Below are 16526 nucleotides of genomic sequence, written 5' to 3' on the forward strand. Positions count from 1 at the left end.
ATAGAATCGTGATGCACAGCAGCAGCGGACACGCCATGACCTATTGCGTCGGCATCGAAGTCAACGAAGGCCTGGTCTTCGCCGCGGATACCCGCACCAGCGCTTCCTTCGACGACGTGCGCGTGTACCGCAAGATGCACGTGTTCGAATGGCCTAGTGACCGCGTGTTCGTCATCATGTCGGCCGGCAACCTGGCCACCACGCAGCTGACTATCTCGCGCCTGCAGCGCGATGCCGACGATCCGAACGCGAAGCATAGCCTGCGCACGTTCTCGCATCTGTACGAAGTCGCGGAATATGTCGGCGATACGCTGGTCGCCAGCCAGGTGAAGATGAACGATGAGGCGCAGCAGAGCGGCGTCAACGTGCAGTCCACGCTGATCCTGGGCGGCCAGATCGCCGGCGAGCGCCCGGGGCTGTACATGGTATATCCGCTCGGCAACTGCATCGCGACGTCGCCGGAAACGCCCTATCTGCAGATCGGCGAATCCAAGTACGGCAAGCCGATCCTCGACCGCATCATCCGGCCCGAGACGCCGCTGGAAGACGCCGCGCGCTGCGCGCTCGTATCGCTGGACTCCACCATCCGCTCCAACCTGTCGGTCGGCATGCCGGTCGACATGGCGCTGCTGCGCAACGGTGATCTGAAGATCAGCCAGCGGATGCGACTGGAAGCCGATACGCCCCTGTACGCCGAGATCCACGACACCTGGTCGCGCAAGCTGGAAGCCGCCGTACACAGCCTGCCGCGCTTTCCGTGGGAGCCGCAGCAGGCGCGCGAAGCCGCACCGGGTCCCTTGCCCGTCATGCCGCCGCGCCGCGCGCCGTCGCGGCAGGATCCTGGCGATGCACAGGGCCAGCAGTAGTCGGCGATGATGTCGCGCCTCCCATGAAAGCGTGGGCCGTGGCGGTGCTGGCGTTCTGCCTCGGCACCGGCGTCACCGTGCTCTGCGTGGCCCTGTTCGCGCCGCCGGCCTGGCGCGTCATCTCAGGCACTGCGGGCATTCTCGTGGCCAGCAAGCTTGCTGCCGCCGCCGCAGCCGCCTCGCACGAAAAAACGACCTGAGACCGCTCAGCCGCGGAAGTACCCGTCCGCGATCGCCACATGCAGCGAGCTCAGGTGCGTCTGGATCTCGTCCATGAACTGTGCCGGATTGCGCGCCGCCAGCACGGCGGGGTCGGCATTGCGGGTCATGCCGACGATGCGGTTGAGATGCCGATCCACGCCCGGGCGCGGCGGCATCGTCGGCAGCACGCTCTGCGCGCGGGTCAGGCAGAAATGCACACTGCGCGGGAATTCGTTGTTCTGCAGCAGGAAGCGCAGCGCCAATTCCGCCGTGACGCGCTGGCGCACGTGGCGGCGGTACATCTGGTAGCCCGCGACGGAGCGCAGCACGCTCATCCACTGCATGTTCTGGAACGCCTCTCGGTCGTCCTCGTTGCGCGGCGTGACCAGGCCTGAGGCGCCGGCATCGATGATGCGCGTGGTCATGTCCGCCTGCTCCAGCGCGGTACCCAGGCGCAGGAACTGGTAGCCGATGTCGCGGCTGACATTCGCACTGAGCAGGCCCGACACCTTCAGGCAACCATCGACGATGCGCTGCAGGAATTCGATGCGGTAGCGCCGGCTGAGGCTGCGCTCGCCCTGCGCGGCGATGTACAGATGCAGATCGTTGATCGCTTCCCACACGTCCTGCGGCAACGTGTCGCGGATGCTGCGCAGGATCTCGCGCGCCGCATCCACCGTGGTCCGCAGCGACGACGGATTGCGTTCGTCCAGCAGCAGGAAGCGGATCACGTCGACATCGCCCGCTGCATCGCCCGCCTCCGGGTAGCACCGTTCGAAGCAGTCTCCCGCGCCGACGGTATCGATCATCGGCCGCCACGCGAAACGCACCGAGCGCGGCATGTCGAGCTGCAGCTGGCTGCCCACACCGACCAGGCGCGCGGTGTTCTCCGCGCGACGCACGTAGCGGCTGAACCAGTAAAGGTCGTCGGCGACACGCGACAGCATCAGGCGGCCTCCCCTTCGTCATCGGCCAGATCGACCACCCAGGTGTCCTTGGCACCGCCGCCTTGCGAGGAATTCACCACCAGCGACCCCTTCACCATCGCCACGCGGGTCAGGCCACCGGTGGTGACGTAGGTGTCGTCGCGCGACAACACGAACGGACGCAGGTCGATATGGCGCGGCGACGGACCCTGCTTGGTGACGATCGGCGCGGTGGACAGCGCCAGCGTGGGTTGCGCCATGTAGTTGCGCGGATTGGCCTCGATCAGCGCCTTGAATTTCTCGCGCTGGCGCTTGGTCGAGCGGGGGCCGATCAGCATGCCGTAGCCGCCGGATTCGTTGGCCGGCTTCACCACCAGTTTCTCGATGTTCTCCAGCACGTACTTGCGCTCCTTCGCGTTGTGGCAGAGGTAGCTGGGCACGTTGGGCAGGATCGGATCCTCGTCCAGGTAATACTTGATCATCTTCGGCACGTAGGCGAAGACGACCTTGTCGTCGGCCACGCCCGCGCCGGGCGCGTTGGCCAGCGCCACCTTGCCGGCGCGCCAGCTGCGGATCAGCCCGGGCACGCCCAGCACCGAATCGGGATGGAACACCTCGGGGTCGATGAACAGGTCGTCGACGCGCCGGTAGATCACGTCGACGCGCTGCGGCCCGTACACCGTGCGCATGTAGGTACAGTCGTCGTCGGCGACGAACAGATCGCTGCCTTCGACCAGTTCGATGCCCATCGCCTGCGCCAGGTAGGCATGCTCGAAGTAGGCGCTGTTGAACACGCCCGGCGTCAGCAGCGCGATCACCGGCGTATTGCCCGGCCGCGGCGACAGTGCGGCGAGGGTGTCGTAGAGCTGGCTGGGGTATTCGTCGACCGGCAGGATGGAACTGGTCTCGAACAGCTCCGGGAACACCCGTTTCGCCACCATGCGGTTTTCCAGCATGTAGCTGACGCCGCTGGGGATGCGCAGGTTGTCTTCCAGCGCGTACAGCGTGCCGTCGCCGTCGCGCACCAGGTCCGAACCGCAGATGTGCGCCCACACGCCCAGCGGCGGCGTGATGCCGACGCACTGCTCGCGGAAGTTCACCGAATCCTTCAGCAGCATCGCCGGGAACACCTTGTCCTTGACGATCTGCTGCTTGCCGTAGATGTCGCCGATGAACAGGTTCAGCGCGCGCATGCGCTGCTTCAGGCCGGCCTCGGTGCGCTGCCACTCGCTGAGCGGAATGATGCGCGGGATCAGGTCGAACGGCAGCGTGCGGTCGACGTTGCGGCCGTCGGAGTACACGGTGAAGGTGATGCCCTGCACGCGCGCCACCACGTCGGCGGCGAGCTGCCGCTCGGCGAGTTCGCGGCCGGACAGTCCGGCCAAGTATTCCACCAGCCGGCGCGCTGCCGGCCGCGGCCGTCCATCGGCCTGGATCAGTTCGTCAAAGGTCGTGGTGCGGTACTTCGCCCAGTCCATTCGCCATCCTGCTGCCCCGCGCCGGCACATCCGACGACGGGTAATGCGTCGCAACATGCATGGTGGATGTGCGCGCCGTCAAGCGTTGTCGTACCGGGCGATCCGCTCACAATTCTGGTGGCGACCTGCGCCATTTCGGTGCAAAGCGGGGACAATGCGGGCATCTGTCCGGAGTCCGCCATGTTGAAACCGCGTCGCGCCGTCCTGCTCACCGGTGCCGCCCGCCGCATCGGCGCCGCGATCGCCCGCCGGCTGCACGCCGACGGCCATGACCTGGCCCTGCACTACCGCAGCGCTTCGGCCGACATGCGCGCACTCGCCGACGAACTGGACGCCGTCCGCCCGGGCAGCACGCTGATGTTGCAGGCCGACCTGGCGTTGTTCGACCGCCTGCCGGAACTGGTGGCGAAGACCGTGGGACATTTCGGCCGACTGGATGCGCTGGTCAACAACGCCTCGGCGTTCTATCCCACGCCGCCGGGCAACGCCACACCGGCGCAGTGGGAGGAACTGTTCGCCGTCAATGCGCGTGCGCCGTTCTTTCTGGCGCAAGCCGCCGCACCGCACCTGCGCGCCGCGCGTGGCGCCATCGTCAACATCGCCGATATCTATGCCGAGAAGCCACGTGGCGATCTGGCGGTGTACGCGGCGTCGAAGGCCGCACTGCTCGCGGTATCGCGCGGACTGGCGGTGTCGCTGGCGCCGGAGGTGCGGGTGAACGCGGTGTCGCCCGGCGCCATCCTGTGGCCCGACGGCGGCATCGCGGCGGACGTGCAGGAGGGTCTGCTGGCGCAGACACCGCTGGGGCGCATCGGCGATCCGGACGACATTTCCGGCACCGTGGCATGGCTGCTGGGCGATGCGGCGGCCTATGTCACCGGTCAGGTCATCCACGTGGATGGCGGACGGGCGATCGCCTGAGATCGAGCCTGTTGTGCCCGCCACGCGCCATCATCCCGGCCTGCGCCGGGATGATGGCTTGCGAATATCCGCAGATCAGCGGCGGCCCGGTTGCACCGCCGTGCCTACTCGAAAGACACCGGCTGCGGCGGCGTGTCGTGGTCGGGATGCGCACGCCACAGCGCCGCCAGCGTGCGACCGCTGCGCGGATCGACCATATCGGGCGCGATGTCCGCCAGCGGCAACAGCACGAAAGCGTGCTTCAGCTCGTCGCGTGGCAGTCGCAGATTGCCGGGACCCTCCAGCACGAGGTCGTCGTACAGCACGATGTCGATGTCCAGCGTACGGTCGGAGAAGCGCGGACCGCTGCGGTCGCGGCCGTGCGCATCTTCCAGCGCATGCAGCCAGTCGTTCAGCGCGAACGGATCCAGGTCGCTGTCGATCACGGCGGCCGAGTTGAGGAAGTCGGTGCCGTCGAAACCGACCGAACGCGTGCGGTAGACCGGCGACAGCACCACCTCGCCGAAGCGGTCGCGCAGCGCCGCGACGGCCGCGCGCAGGTGTTGCTCGGGCTCCACGTTGCTGCCGAGGCTGAGATAGGCCTTTCCCATGGGTCAGTCCGGACGTACGCCGCGTTCGATCAGCACGCCGACGTTGCGCGCGCCGGTGACGGCACCGGGTTTGCTCAGCTTCAACCTCACCCACGCAACGCCGAAGTCTTCGCGGATGATCTCGGTGCAGCGCTCGGCGAGCGTCTCGACCAAGCCGAAGTTCGCCTCCTCGACGAAGGAGATCAGCCGCTTCGACACCGCCTTGTAGTCCAGCGTGTGCGCGATGTCGTCGCTCGCCGCCGGCACGCGGTTGTCGAACGCCATTTCCACGTCCAGTGCGACGGTCTGCCGGATCCCGCGCTCCCAGTCGTAGATGCCGATGACGGTCTCGATGCGCAGGTCTTCGATGAAAACGATGTCCATGTGGGGCTCTGGATTCAGGAGCGGGAATGGTACGCGCAATCGTCGCGCCCGCTCAGCCGGTGGCCATCGCCGCAGCGCCGCCTGGCATGCCCTGCAGCTGGCGCACGTCCGCGCCGCCCGGCTGCTGGAATACCTGCAGCCCGAACTCCGGCAGGATCGCCAGCAGATGGTCGAAAATGTCGGACTGGATGCCTTCGTAAGCCCCCCAGGCCACGGTGCGGGTGAAGCAGTAGATCTCCAGCGGCAGCCCGGTGGGCCCCGGTGGCAGCTGGCGCACCAGCAGCGTCATGCCGTCGTGGATGTCGCCGTGCGCGCGCAGATAGGCCTCGACATAAGCGCGGAACGTGCCGAGGTTGGTGATGCGGCGCTGGTTGACCGGCTCGCGCCCCTGCTCCGTGAGGCGGGCGTTCCATGCGTCGATCTCGCTGTCCTTGTGGTGCAGGTAGTCTCCGAGCAGCCGGAACCGGCGCAGGCGCGCCTGCTCGTCCCCGTCCAGGAAGCGCACGCTGTTCTGGTCCAGGTACAGCGCGCGCTTGATCCGGCGCCCACCCGATTCGCTCATGCCTCGCCAGTTCTTGAACGAATCGCTGATCAGCTTCTTGGTGGGGATGGTGGTGATGGTCTTGTCCCAGTTCTGCACCTTCACCGTGTGCAGCGCGATATCCACGACATCGCCATCGGCATTCTGGGTGGGCATCTCGATCCAGTCGCCCACGCGCACCATGTCGTTCGAGCTGATGGTCACGCTGGCCACCAGCGACAGCAGGGTGTCCTGGAACACCAGGATCAGCACCGCCATCATCGCGCCCAGGCCCGACAGCAGGATCACCGGCGAGCGGTCGATCAGCGCGGCGACCATCAGCACGGCCGCAAGGACGAACACGATGATCTTCAGCAACTGCAGGTAGCCCTTGATCGGCTTGTCGGCGGCATCCGGACGACGCTGGTAGACCTCGTTGGCCAGATCGAGCGCCGCGGCGATGGCCAATGCGACCGTCAGGATGATGAAGGCGAAGCAGACGTTGCGGACCACGGTCACCAGCAACGGCGGCAGGTCGGGAACGAACGCGACGCCGGCCGCAAGCACCACGGCAGGCACCACGTTGGCCAGCCGCGGGATGACGCGCAGGCGCACCTGGTGATCGCCCTGTCCCACCGGCAACGTGGCCAGCAATCGGCGCAGGCCGCGCAGCAGCACGCGCTTGGTGATCCAGTTGGCCAGCCAGGCCAGCAGGACCAGCGCGCAGGCGACAACGACGGTGTAGGCCCACGGATACGGGGCGAGGCCCGCGCGCAGGGCGTCCAGGTGTTCGATCATTCCGTTACCCCTCGAGGTGGTTCATGCGCGCCCTGCCACCTGCGTTGCGCAGGCGGACGCGCCGGTTGGCGGAGCGGACACCCTACCCGCACCGCCTTGAACCTGAACGGAATTCGGCCGCAGGTTACGGTAAGTGGACCACCGCGACCTCGGGCAGCGTGGCCATGTCCCAGCGCGGCGTGACCTTCACTTCCGCCGTCTCGTGCTGGCCCGCTTCGAGACGCAGCGCGCCGGCGAAGGCGATCATCGCGCCGTTGTCGGTGCACAGCGATGGCCGCGGGAAACAGGCCCGTCCGCCGCGCTTGGCCGCCATTTCCTGCAACTTCGCACGCAAACGCTTGTTGGCGCCCACGCCACCGGCGATGACGATGACGTCGCTGCCGGCTTCATCCAGCGCGCGCTCGCACTTGATCGCCAGCGTGTCGACCACGGCATCCTCGAAGCCGCGCGCGATGTCGGCCTTGGTCTGGTCCGACTGGTCGCTGTCGCGCCAAGCCAGCAGCACCTGGGTCTTCAGGCCGCTGAAACTGAAGTCGAGGCCGGGCCGGTCGGTCATGGGCCGGGCGAACTTGAACCGGCCGGGCGTCCCCTTCTCGGCCAGCGCCGCCAGTTGCGGGCCGCCCGGATACGGCAGGCCCATCATCTTGGCGGTCTTGTCGAAGGCCTCGCCCGCGGCGTCGTCCAGCGTCTCGCCGAGCAGGCGGTAGCGACCGATGGCGTCCACGGCCACGAGTTGGGTGTGTCCGCCGGAAACCAGCAGGGCCACGAACGGCGCCTCGGGCGGATCGTCCTCCATCAGCGGGGCCAGCAGATGGCCCTCCATGTGGTGGACGGCGATCGCCGGCACCTCCAGCGCCCAGGCCAGCGAGCGGGCCACGCCCGCGCCGACCAGCAGCGCGCCCACCAGCCCCGGCCCGGCCGTATAGGCCACGCCGTCCAGGTCGGCGGTCGTCAGGCCGGCTTCGGCCAGGGTCTGGCGGATCAATGGCAGCAGCTTGCGGACGTGGTCGCGGCTGGCCAGCTCGGGCACCACGCCACCGTACTCGGCGTGCAGGGCGATCTGGCTGTAGACCGCATGGGCGCGCAGGCCGGCGGCCCCGGGCAGAACCGGCCCCGTCCGCGACACGCGGCCGGTGTCGTAGACGGCCACGCCCGTTTCGTCGCAGCTGGTTTCGATGCCGAGGACTCTCATGAGGGGGATCTGGGGGCCTGGAAGGGAAGGGACAAGCGGTCCTGGCGACGGGGGTGGGTTGCAGCCTCGGCGCCGGCCGCTATAATACGCGGCTCACCGGGCGCGCCCGGACCGTTTACACCACCGAGATTACGTATGCCCAGCGTCAAAGTCCGCGAAAACGAGCCGTTTGAGTTTGCGCTGCGTCGCTTCAAGCGCACCTGCGAAAAGGCCGGCGTCCTGGCCGAAACCCGCAAGCGCGAGTTCTACGAGAAGCCGACCCAGGAGCGCAAGCGCAAGGCCGCCGCCGCGGTGAAGCGCCAGCTGCGCCGCAGCTCGCGCGACGTCACCAAGCGCCAGCGCCTGTACTGAGCCGCGTCGCTTCGCAAGAAGCCGGCACGCGCGAGCGTCGCCGGCTTTTTGTGTTTTTGGCGTCTCACGGCACCGCGCCGCGCCCTTCCACCGTTCCCCCGGAGCACACCATGTCCCTGAAACAGCAGCTCACCGATGACATGAAGGCCGCCATGAAGGCAGGCGAGAAGGATCGCCTGGCGGTCATCCGCCTGATCAACGCCGCCATCAAGCAACGCGAAGTCGACGAGCGTATCGAGCTGGACGACGCCGCCGTGCTGGCCGTGCTGGAGAAGATGGTCAAGCAGCGCAAGGACTCGGTGAGCCAGTTCGAAGCCGCCAACCGCGAGGACCTGGCGGCCATCGAGCGTGCCGAACTGGCCGTGATCGACACCTACCTGCCGGCCAAGCTGGGCGAGGCCGAGGTCCTGGCCGCCATCGAGGCCGCCATCACCGAGACCGGCGCCACCGGCCCGGCCGACATGGGCAAGCTGATGGGCGTGCTGAAGCCGCGCCTTGCCGGCCAGGCCGACATGGGCCAGGTCTCCGCGCTGATCAAGAAGAAACTCGCGGGCTGAGCCCGCACGGCGCGGTGCCGGACGTTTCCGGCGCGGCGCCTCATCCATGGCATCCTCGCGCCATGGACACCCCCGCCGTCATCCTGCGCCCGGCGACCCGCGCCGACATCCCGCAGATCCTCGACTTCATCCGTGGCCTGGCCGAGTACGAAAAGCTCGCCCACGAAGCCGTCGCGACGCCGGCGCTGCTGGAAACCCACCTGTTCGGCGAACGCCCCGTCGCCGAAGTCGTCATCGCCGAGGCCGACGGCGTGCCTGCCGGCTTCGCGCTGTTCTTCCACTCGTTTTCCACGTTTCTCGGACAGCCCGGCCTGTACCTCGAGGACCTGTTCGTACTGCCGAGCCATCGCGGGCTTGGCATCGGCAGGCGGCTGATGGTGCATCTGGCGCAGGTGGCCGTGGCCCGGGGCTGCGGCCGCTTCGAGTGGTCGGTGCTGGATTGGAACGCGCCCGCCCTCCGCCTCTATCGCAGCCTCGGTGCGGTCGGCCTGGACGAATGGACCGTGCAGCGCGTCACCGGCGACGCGCTGCGGGCGCTCGCGCGCGGCGACGCGTGAACGCGAGGACCACGTCGCCATAACGAACTGCTGACGCCGCGCTTGGCACGCTCGGCGCATGGAACGTCGAGTCTCCTTCCGTACCCTGCGCGCACGGGCGCGCGATGCCGGCGAACGCGCCAGCCGCAGCCTCCCGGCGGCGCTGGTGCGACGCTTCGTCGAAACCGACCTGATGACGCAGGCGGCGTCGCTGTCGTTCTATGCGCTGCTGTCGCTGGCCCCGCTGCTCATCCTGCTGCTGTGGCTGACCGCGTCGCTGTATCCGCCGGCGCAGCAATCGCTGCTCGACCAGATCCAGCAGCTCGCCGGCCCCAGCGCCGGGACCGTGGCGGAGACGGTGATCCGCAACGCCAGCGATCGGCCGGATGTCGGCTCGCTGGCCGGGTGGTGGAGTACCGCCCTGCTCTTCATCGGCGCCACCGTGGTGTTCGCGCAATTGCAGGGCGCGCTCAACCTCATCTTCCGCACCGATGCGCAGCGGCTCAACGGCGTGCTGGCCTGGCTGAAGAAGCGCGTGTTCTCGCTCGGCGTGGTGCTGGCCATCGGCTTCCTGCTGGTCGTCTCGATGGTCGCCACGACGGCGTTGCAGGTGGTCTTCGCACGACTGCCGTCGGTCCTGCCCGCGCTCGGCTATACCACCACGCTGCTGCTCTATGCGCTGGCATTCGCCTTCTTCTACCACTATCTGCCGGACCGGCGCGTGGCGTGGAAGCAGGCCTTCCTGGGCGGCGCGATCACGGCGCTGCTGTTCGCCGCCGGCCGCTACCTGATCGGCCTGTATCTGGCGGAGGCCGCACCCGGCAGCGCCTACGGCTCGATGGGTGCGCTGGTGCTGTTGCTCGTCTGGATCTACTACGCCAGCGTGGTGTTCTTTGTCGGCGCGCTGATCACGGCGGTGATCGATGAGCGCCTGCACGTGCGGTGGCCGTTGTCGACGGCGACACCGGCGGATCCGGTGATGGCGCCGCATCCGCCCAGTGGCGACATTTCGATGTCTGGCCGATCCCGGGATTGAAGCTGTTGGTCGGATCCAGCGCACGGTAGAACTCGGCCAGCGCCGGCTTGGCGCGATACAGGTGACCGACATTGTGCTCGGCGGGATATTCGGCGCCGCGCGCGTCGAGCAGGTCCCACAGGCGATGCTCCACCGCCAGCGGATCGATGCCCTTCCTCACGATGTAGTCCTGGTGGAACACATGGCAGAAGAAGTGCCCGTAATAGAGCCGCGCCACCATCGTGGTAGCGAGCTCGGCCGGCAGCGTTTCCACCCACGCGCGGTCGTCGCGGCGCAGGGCGATGTCCAGCGCGACGATGTCCTCGACCTGCGCGGCGTGCACAGCGCGATAGCGCACCGCCGCGCCGGCGACCGCGAAGCGCAACAGGAAGGCCTTGCGGCCCTCGTCCGCCTCGCAGGCGAAGAAATCGCCCTCGCGTTCGGCGAAGAAGCGGTCGAGGAACGAACGCGTCGCCTCCGCATCGCGGGTCGATACCTTCAGCAGCAGATGGTGTTCGTAGCGGTCGCGGTACGCGCGCAGCCGCGGCGGCAGGTGGTCGGGCAGCAACGCGGCCAGTGACTGCAGCATGCGATCCACCATCCCTGGCACGCCGAACCGCTCGCACCACCCATCCAGGCGGCTCTTCAGCGCAAAGGCCGCGGGCACCCTGCCGGTGCCGAACCGGTCGATCAGCAGGAAGGTGTCCTTGCCGTAGCGGTCGCCGATGTCGAAGGCGTCGCGATGCAGGTACTCGCCGGCGATCGGCAGCCGCTCGAACGCGGTCAGCAGATGACGGCGCACGTCGGTGAGGTCGCCCGGGTCGTTGCTGCCGATGTAGAAAACGGAGGCGGCGTCCTGCTCGAACGTATCCAGCCGTACGGCGAATACCGCCAGCCGTCCCGCACAACCCGAGGCCTCGTGCAGGCGCGACGGATCGGCGTTGTAGCGGGCCGGCGTGGGCGCGTCGACCTGGCGCACGTGATCGGCGTAATGGGGATCGGACGCCGCCTGCGCTGCATCATGGACGACGGCATCCGCGCCGTAGTCGCCGGCCTGCAGTCGCGACAGGATCTCTTCCGGCGTGTCGCCCAGTGCGATGCCGAGATGGTTGACCAGCCGCAGCACACCGTCTTCGCCCACCAGCGCGTACAGCGCGAGCTCGGTGTAGGCCGGCCCGCGTCGTACCAACGCGCCGCCGGAGTTGTTGCAGACGCCGCCCAGTACGGACGCCCCGATGCACGAAGACCCGATGACCGAGTGCGGTTCGCGGCCCAGCGGCGCCAGCCGCTTCTCCAGTACATCCAGCGTTGCCCCGGGGAGGCAGACGACCTGGCGCCCGCCGTCGAGCAGCTGCACGCCGGTGAGGCGCAACGTGCTGACCAGGACAATGCCACGGTCGTAGCCCTCGCCATCCGGCGTGGAACCGCCGGTCAGGCCGGTGTTCGCGGCCTGCATCAGCACGATGCGTCCCGCGTCCACGGTGGCCTGCAGCACCTGCCACAGTTCCAGCAGCGTGCCCGGACAGGCGACCGCGAGCACCGGCCCGTCGCCGAAGCGGTAGCCCTTGCGGTAGCGCCGCGTGGCGCGCTCGCCGGTCAGCACATGCGCACGACCGACCGCCGCGCGCAATCGCGCGAGCAGGACGTCATCGGGAATCGCGTCGACGGGCATGGCGGCATGGTAGCGCGCCGGCCCTGTGGCCCGGCATGGCATCCTATGCGTCCCATGGCCCGCATCCCCGACGCCTTCATCGACGAACTGCTCGCCCGGACGGATATCGTCGAGGTGGTGGGCGCGCGCGTCCCGTTGAAGCGGCAGGGCAAGGAATACTCGGCCTGCTGTCCGTTCCACGACGAGCGCTCACCGTCGTTCACGGTGTCGCCGACCAAGCAGTTCTACCACTGCTTCGGCTGCGGCGCGCACGGCACGGCGCTGTCGTTCCTGATGAACTACGACCGCCTCGAGTTCCTCGATGCGGTCGAGGAGCTGGCGCGCCGCAACGGCATGGAGGTGCCGCGCGAGACGCAGCAGCGCAATGAGAACAACGATACCCGCGATCTGTTCAATGCGCTGGAAGCGGCGGCGCGCTTCTTCCAGCGCAACCTCGACGGCAGCGAAAAGGCGAAGACCTATCTCGATGGCCGCGGCGTGGACGCGGCGATCCGCACGCAGTTCATGATCGGCTATGCGCCGGACGGCTATTCGGCGCTGAAGGATGCGTTGGGCACGGACGAGCGCCGGATGAAACTGCTCGAGCGGGCCGGCCTGTTCTCGAAGAACGATCGCGGCCATGTGTACGACAAGTTCCGCGACCGGGTGATGTTCCCGATCCACGACCGCCGCGGGCGCGTGATCGCATTCGGTGGCCGCGTGCTGCAGAAGGACGACGGCCCGAAGTACCTCAACTCGCCCGAGACCGCGCTGTTCCACAAGGGCCGCGAGCTGTACGGCCTGTGGCAGGTGAAGCAGGCCAACCAGAAGATCGCGCGACTGGTCGTGGTCGAGGGCTACATGGACGTGGTCTCGCTGTTCCAGTTCGGCGTGAAGGAAGCCGTGGCGACGCTGGGCACGGCGACCACGCCGGAACACGCCGAGCTGCTGTTCCGCAACGCGCCCGATGTGTACTTCTGCTTCGATGGCGACGCTGCCGGCCAGCGCGCGGCGTGGCGCGCGCTGGAATCGGTATTGCCGCGCATGAAGGACGGACGGCAGGCGTTCTTCCTGTTCCTGCCCGATGGCGAGGATCCCGACACCATCGTGCGGCAGGAAGGCGCGGCAGGCTTCGACGCGCGCCTGCAGCAGGCGATGCCGCTGTCGCAGTTCTTCTTCGACGAACTGGCCAAGGACATCAAGCTGTCCACGCTCGACGGCAAGGCACGCCTGGCCGAGCGCGCGCGCCCGCTGCTCGCGCAGATTCCCGATGGCGCGTTCGGCGACCTGATGCGCCAGCGCCTGACCGAGATCACCGGCGTCGGCGCAGGCAATACGGGCGCCGCGCCGGCCGCACCACCCGCATCGACGCGGCGTGCGTCGCCTTCGCATTCAGGCCACAACAAGCCCAGCCTGGTCCGCAGCATCATCGTGCGCCTGCTGCACAAGCCGTCGCTGGCGCTGGCGATCGAATCGACGCATGGGTTTTCGGCGCTGCGGCTGGCCGGCATGGAACTGCTGCTGGAACTGATCGACCTGGTGCATGCCCGTCCCGACATCACCACCGGCGTGCTGCTGGAGCACTTCGCCGAACGCGACGAGGCCGCCGCGCTGCAGAAGCTGGCGATGCAGGACCTGCCTGGCGACGAGGACAGCTGGCGCCAGGAACTCCTCGATGCCGCTGTGCAGCTGGAGAAGCAGATGCTGCAGCAGCGGCTGGACGAACTGCAGGCCAAGCAGCGCAGCCAAGGCCTGGACGAAACCGACAAGTACGAATTGCGCACCCTGCTGCAGGCCCGCATCGGCCGCCATTGAGGAGTCCGTGATGATCCGCTTCGCCTTTCTGCTATCGGCCTTGCTGGGGGGCTGCGGATCGTTCGCCGCGCATGCCACCGACTTCGCCCAACCCCAGCCCGGCCTGCATACCGGCGGCCAGCCGTCGCAGGACGATCTTGTGCGTCTGAAATCCGAGGGTGTGCGTACGGTGATCGACCTGCGCGGACCTCAGGAAGACCGCGGCTACGACGAGGTCACCGAAGCGCAGCGGCTTGGCCTGAACTACCTTGCCCTGCCGATCGCCGGAAAGGAAGACGTCACGCCGGCAAACGCGAAGGCGCTGGGCGACCTGCTGAGGGCGCAGGACAGCGACGTGCTGCTGCACTGTGCCTCCGGCAACCGCGTCGGCGCGCTGCTGGCGATGGACGCGGCGGCGCGGGGCGTTCCGCACGAGGAAGCCCTGGAACTGGGCCGCAAGGCCGGGTTGACGTCGTTGGAACCGGTGGTGGTGGAGCGGCTGGGCGTGCCGGACGCAGCCAAGCCGTTGTAGAAGCGGCGTGAGTCGCGACCGCACGCCGACCGCATGCATCGCAGTGGCGACGCGCATGGTCCTTCAGCGTTCATCAGCAGGCTCCTCCAAGCTTCACGCAGCTCCGTTCTCGCGGTCGCGACTCACGCCGCTTCTACAACGGCGTCGTCAACCCGCCGGCACGAACTCGATGCCCGCCACCGATGCCGCGGGCCGTAGCAGCGGCATCACCCAGTGGTCGACCAGCAGGAAGGCGAACAGCGCCATCAGGTAGACGATGGAGTAGTTGAACACGCGCATGGCGAAGAATTCGTCCGGCGGGTCCAGCAGGCGCCACGCGTACCAGAGGAACACCGCGCCGAGCACCAGCGCGCCGCCCAGGTAGAAGAAGCCGCTCATGCCGAACACCACCGGCAGCACCGTCACTTCGACGAGCAGCACCGTATAGAACAGGATCTGCCAGCGCGTGTACGTCACGCCATGCGTCACCGGCAGCATCGGCACCAGCGCGCGCGCGTAGTCTTCGCGGCGGAAGATCGCCAGCGCCCAGAAATGCGGCGGCGTCCACACGAAGATCACCAGTACCAGCAGCAGCGCGTGCGGCCAGTCCCACTCGCCCTGCATGCCGGTCATCGTCGCCCAGCCGAGCAGAGGCGGCGCCGCGCCGGCGATGCCGCCGATGACGATGTTCTGCGGCGTGGCGCGCTTCAGGAACACGGTGTAGATCACCGCGTAGCCGATCAGCGAGGCGAAGGTCAGGATCGCGGTGATCGTGTTGACCCACAGCACCAGGATGGCCATCGACAGCGCCGCCAGCACCAGCGCGAACACCAGCGCCTGCCACGGCTTCACCTGTCCCTGCACCAGCGGACGCCACGACGTGCGCGCCATCTTCGCGTCGATGCGCGCGTCGAGCAGCTGGTTGATCGCCGCGGCGCTGGACGCGGCCAGCCAGATGCCGAGGAAGCCCAGCGCGCCGCGCAGAAGTTCGGCACCGTCCGGCAGTCCGTCGATGGCGAGGAACATGCCGACGATCGCGGTGAACACGATCAGCGCCACCACGCGCGGCTTGGTCAGATCCCAATACTGGCGGAACGTCGAGGCCATCAGTCGGGCCTGCGCAGGCGCGCGGTCAGCGAGACCATCGTGAACAGCAGCAGCACGGCGCCGGCGTTGTGTGCCACGGCGACCGGCAGCGGCAGGTTGAGCTTGACGTTGAGGATGCCCAGCGTGACCTGCGCGACGATCAGCACGACCAGGGTCAGCGACCAGCTGCGCATGCCCGGCGTGCGGAACAGGCGCAGCGCCAGCGCGAGCACGTACAGGGCGACGATCACCGCCATGATGCGATGGCTAAGCTGGATCGCGATGCGCGCCGCGCCATCGAGCACGCCACCTTCGTAATCGACGCCGATCCCGCGCCACAGCACGAAGGCCTCGCCGAAGTCCGCCGGTGGCGCCCACTGGCCCACGCACTTCGGAAAATCCATGCCGCAGGCCAGCGCTGCGTAATTCGCACTGACCCAGCCACCCAGTGCGATCTGGATGCCGAGCAGCGCCAGGCCGCCGATCAGCCAGCGTCGCAGCACGGTCGCATCGGCCAGCGTGATCGGCCGGTCGGTGGCACGCCAGGCCATCCACACGAGCAGCGAGAACGTGGTCAGGCCGCCGAGCAGATGACCCATCACCACGATCGGCTTGAGCAGCCAGGTCACCGTCCACATGCCCAGCAGGGCCTGGAAGATGATCACCGCCAGCGTCAGTGCGCCCGCGCGCGCCAGGTCGATGTTCGACCAGCGCAATGCCGCGAACAGCAGGATCGCTTCGCCGACGATGGCGAGCACCGACGCCTCCACGTGTTCGCCGTGCATGTACAGCGGAATCGCCGCACCGACCAGACCGGCGGCGACCAGGATCTGCGCGACCCCCCAGCGACGGCGGCGCGCCGCCAGCAACGCCAGCACCAGCACCAGCACGCCCAGCGACGCGGCGAGGTGGCGGTGCACCTGTTCGCGCCAAGCCTTGTGGGTCTCGAACGGGCGGATCTCGCTGGCGACGTGCGAGGCGGCTTCGTCCACCGCCTTCGGCCAGGCGGCGCGGCCGTAGCAGGTCGGCCAGTCGGGGCAGCTGAGGCCGGCGTCGGACAGACGCACGAACGCGCCGAACACGACGACGCACAACGTCAGCGCGACCGCCAGCCAGGCGATACGGTGGAAATGACGGTAGATCACGGGACGCGTAACGGCATTCATCATC

At 68.0% G+C, this 16526-nt stretch carries 17 protein-coding genes and 1 pseudogene; 9 read left to right on the top strand and 9 right to left on the bottom strand.

What is annotated here, in order from left to right:
- The first annotated feature begins 35 nt into the window (after nt 1–35).
- Entirely contained in the window at nt 36–866 is an 831-nt protein-coding gene (locus AC1Q5B_RS03355; RefSeq protein WP_492630315.1) for a proteasome-type protease, read from the top strand.
- Between the two features lie 23 nt (nt 867–889).
- The gene (locus tag AC1Q5B_RS03360) at nt 890–1066 is read left to right on the top strand and encodes a hypothetical protein (RefSeq protein ID WP_492630316.1); all 177 of its coding nucleotides are present in this window, start codon (nt 890–892) and stop codon (nt 1064–1066) included.
- 6 nt (nt 1067–1072) lie between these two features.
- Here the strand turns inward: AC1Q5B_RS03360 and AC1Q5B_RS03365 are convergent, their stop codons facing one another.
- Both AC1Q5B_RS03365 and AC1Q5B_RS03370 read right to left on the bottom strand, forming a co-directional pair.
- Complete coding sequence (locus AC1Q5B_RS03365) at nt 1073–2014, bottom strand: alpha-E domain-containing protein (RefSeq protein ID WP_492630317.1); 942 nt, start codon at nt 2012–2014, stop codon at nt 1073–1075.
- On the bottom strand, nt 2014–3471 hold the full coding sequence (locus AC1Q5B_RS03370) for a circularly permuted type 2 ATP-grasp protein (protein ID WP_492630318.1): 1458 nt from the start codon (nt 3469–3471) through the stop codon (nt 2014–2016). The genes AC1Q5B_RS03365 and AC1Q5B_RS03370 overlap by 1 nt, the downstream gene beginning before the upstream one ends.
- Nucleotides 3472–3651: 180 nt before the next feature.
- Between AC1Q5B_RS03370 and AC1Q5B_RS03375 the strand changes: the two genes are divergently transcribed.
- Nucleotides 3652–4392, top strand: a complete 741-nt coding sequence (locus tag AC1Q5B_RS03375) for a pteridine reductase (RefSeq protein ID WP_492630319.1) — start codon at nt 3652–3654, stop codon at nt 4390–4392.
- Nucleotides 4393–4496: 104 nt separating this feature from the next.
- On the opposite strand, the gene folK is transcribed toward AC1Q5B_RS03375, so the two are convergent.
- The 4 genes from folK to tsaD form a co-directional block, all read right to left on the bottom strand.
- Complete coding sequence (gene folK, locus AC1Q5B_RS03380) at nt 4497–4982, bottom strand: 2-amino-4-hydroxy-6-hydroxymethyldihydropteridine diphosphokinase (protein WP_492630320.1); 486 nt, start codon at nt 4980–4982, stop codon at nt 4497–4499.
- A 3-nt stretch (nt 4983–4985) separates the two neighbouring features.
- Nucleotides 4986–5345, bottom strand: coding sequence for a dihydroneopterin aldolase (gene folB / locus AC1Q5B_RS03385; protein WP_492630321.1), 360 nt, complete (start codon nt 5343–5345; stop codon nt 4986–4988).
- A gap of 52 nt (nt 5346–5397) precedes the next feature.
- Nucleotides 5398–6663: a mechanosensitive ion channel family protein gene (locus tag AC1Q5B_RS03390; RefSeq protein ID WP_492630322.1), complete on the bottom strand. Its 1266-nt coding sequence runs from the start codon at nt 6661–6663 to the stop codon at nt 5398–5400.
- A 124-nt stretch (nt 6664–6787) separates the two neighbouring features.
- Nucleotides 6788–7855 (bottom strand): tRNA (adenosine(37)-N6)-threonylcarbamoyltransferase complex transferase subunit TsaD, encoded by a 1068-nt coding sequence (gene tsaD / locus AC1Q5B_RS03395; RefSeq protein WP_492630323.1) that lies wholly within the window; start codon nt 7853–7855, stop codon nt 6788–6790.
- A 135-nt stretch (nt 7856–7990) separates the two neighbouring features.
- Between tsaD and rpsU the strand changes: the two genes are divergently transcribed.
- The 4 genes from rpsU (at nt 7991) to AC1Q5B_RS03415 (ending at nt 10335) form a co-directional block, all read left to right on the top strand.
- Nucleotides 7991–8206, top strand: a complete 216-nt coding sequence (gene rpsU, locus AC1Q5B_RS03400; protein WP_002808376.1) for a 30S ribosomal protein S21 — start codon at nt 7991–7993, stop codon at nt 8204–8206.
- Nucleotides 8207–8316: 110 nt separating this feature from the next.
- Nucleotides 8317–8763, top strand: a complete 447-nt coding sequence (locus AC1Q5B_RS03405) for a GatB/YqeY domain-containing protein (protein WP_492630324.1) — start codon at nt 8317–8319, stop codon at nt 8761–8763.
- 62 nt (nt 8764–8825) lie between these two features.
- The gene (locus tag AC1Q5B_RS03410; RefSeq protein WP_492630325.1) at nt 8826–9320 is read left to right on the top strand and encodes a GNAT family N-acetyltransferase; all 495 of its coding nucleotides are present in this window, start codon (nt 8826–8828) and stop codon (nt 9318–9320) included.
- Nucleotides 9321–9378: 58 nt separating this feature from the next.
- Nucleotides 9379–10335 (top strand): YihY/virulence factor BrkB family protein, encoded by a 957-nt coding sequence (locus tag AC1Q5B_RS03415; RefSeq protein WP_492630326.1) that lies wholly within the window; start codon nt 9379–9381, stop codon nt 10333–10335.
- Here the strand turns inward: AC1Q5B_RS03415 and dld are convergent.
- Nucleotides 10295–11986: pseudogene (gene dld, locus AC1Q5B_RS03420) on the bottom strand (D-lactate dehydrogenase); the annotation flags it as partial. The gene AC1Q5B_RS03415 and the pseudogene dld overlap by 41 nt on opposite strands.
- Nucleotides 11987–12040: 54 nt before the next feature.
- On the opposite strand from dld, the gene dnaG reads away from it, so the two are divergent.
- Nucleotides 12041–13780 (top strand): DNA primase, encoded by a 1740-nt coding sequence (gene dnaG / locus AC1Q5B_RS03425; protein ID WP_492630327.1) that lies wholly within the window; start codon nt 12041–12043, stop codon nt 13778–13780.
- 10 nt (nt 13781–13790) lie between these two features.
- Nucleotides 13791–14291 carry a protein tyrosine phosphatase family protein gene (locus AC1Q5B_RS03430; protein ID WP_492630328.1) on the top strand — a complete coding sequence of 167 codons (501 nt, stop codon included), beginning with the start codon at nt 13791–13793 and terminating at the stop codon, nt 14289–14291.
- 147 nt (nt 14292–14438) lie between these two features.
- Here the strand turns inward: AC1Q5B_RS03430 and cyoE are convergent, their stop codons facing one another.
- Together cyoE and AC1Q5B_RS03440 are read right to left on the bottom strand one after the other, a co-directional pair.
- Nucleotides 14439–15377, bottom strand: a complete 939-nt coding sequence (gene cyoE, locus AC1Q5B_RS03435; RefSeq protein ID WP_492630329.1) for a heme o synthase — start codon at nt 15375–15377, stop codon at nt 14439–14441.
- Nucleotides 15377–16522, bottom strand: a complete 1146-nt coding sequence (locus AC1Q5B_RS03440) for a COX15/CtaA family protein (protein ID WP_492630938.1) — start codon at nt 16520–16522, stop codon at nt 15377–15379. Before AC1Q5B_RS03440 ends, cyoE begins: the two co-directional genes overlap by 1 nt.
- Nucleotides 16523–16526 lie beyond the last annotated feature (4 nt).

It is taken from the genome of Pseudoxanthomonas sp. GW835-FHT14C01 (genome assembly GCF_058793715.1).

Bases quoted from the DNA above. Each gene is read 5' to 3' on its own strand.
- tsaD (WP_492630323.1), bottom strand. From the start codon at position 7,855: ATGAGAGTCCTCGGCATCGAAACCAGCTGCGACGAAACGGGCGTGGCC.
- AC1Q5B_RS03355 (WP_492630315.1), top strand. From the start codon at position 36: ATGACCTATTGCGTCGGCATCGAAGTCAACGAAGGCCTGGTCTTCGCC.
- AC1Q5B_RS03410 (WP_492630325.1), top strand. From the start codon at position 8,826: ATGGACACCCCCGCCGTCATCCTGCGCCCGGCGACCCGCGCCGACATC.
- AC1Q5B_RS03375 (WP_492630319.1), top strand. From the start codon at position 3,652: ATGTTGAAACCGCGTCGCGCCGTCCTGCTCACCGGTGCCGCCCGCCGC.
- cyoE (WP_492630329.1), bottom strand. From the start codon at position 15,377: ATGGCCTCGACGTTCCGCCAGTATTGGGATCTGACCAAGCCGCGCGTG.
- AC1Q5B_RS03430 (WP_492630328.1), top strand. From the start codon at position 13,791: ATGATCCGCTTCGCCTTTCTGCTATCGGCCTTGCTGGGGGGCTGCGGA.
- folB (WP_492630321.1), bottom strand. From the start codon at position 5,345: ATGGACATCGTTTTCATCGAAGACCTGCGCATCGAGACCGTCATCGGC.
- AC1Q5B_RS03390 (WP_492630322.1), bottom strand. From the start codon at position 6,663: ATGATCGAACACCTGGACGCCCTGCGCGCGGGCCTCGCCCCGTATCCG.
- AC1Q5B_RS03440 (WP_492630938.1), bottom strand. From the start codon at position 16,522: ATGAATGCCGTTACGCGTCCCGTGATCTACCGTCATTTCCACCGTATC.
- AC1Q5B_RS03360 (WP_492630316.1), top strand. From the start codon at position 890: ATGAAAGCGTGGGCCGTGGCGGTGCTGGCGTTCTGCCTCGGCACCGGC.
- dnaG (WP_492630327.1), top strand. From the start codon at position 12,041: ATGGCCCGCATCCCCGACGCCTTCATCGACGAACTGCTCGCCCGGACG.
- rpsU (WP_002808376.1), top strand. From the start codon at position 7,991: ATGCCCAGCGTCAAAGTCCGCGAAAACGAGCCGTTTGAGTTTGCGCTG.
- AC1Q5B_RS03415 (WP_492630326.1), top strand. From the start codon at position 9,379: ATGGAACGTCGAGTCTCCTTCCGTACCCTGCGCGCACGGGCGCGCGAT.
- AC1Q5B_RS03365 (WP_492630317.1), bottom strand. From the start codon at position 2,014: ATGCTGTCGCGTGTCGCCGACGACCTTTACTGGTTCAGCCGCTACGTG.
- AC1Q5B_RS03370 (WP_492630318.1), bottom strand. From the start codon at position 3,471: ATGGACTGGGCGAAGTACCGCACCACGACCTTTGACGAACTGATCCAG.
- folK (WP_492630320.1), bottom strand. From the start codon at position 4,982: ATGGGAAAGGCCTATCTCAGCCTCGGCAGCAACGTGGAGCCCGAGCAA.
- AC1Q5B_RS03405 (WP_492630324.1), top strand. From the start codon at position 8,317: ATGTCCCTGAAACAGCAGCTCACCGATGACATGAAGGCCGCCATGAAG.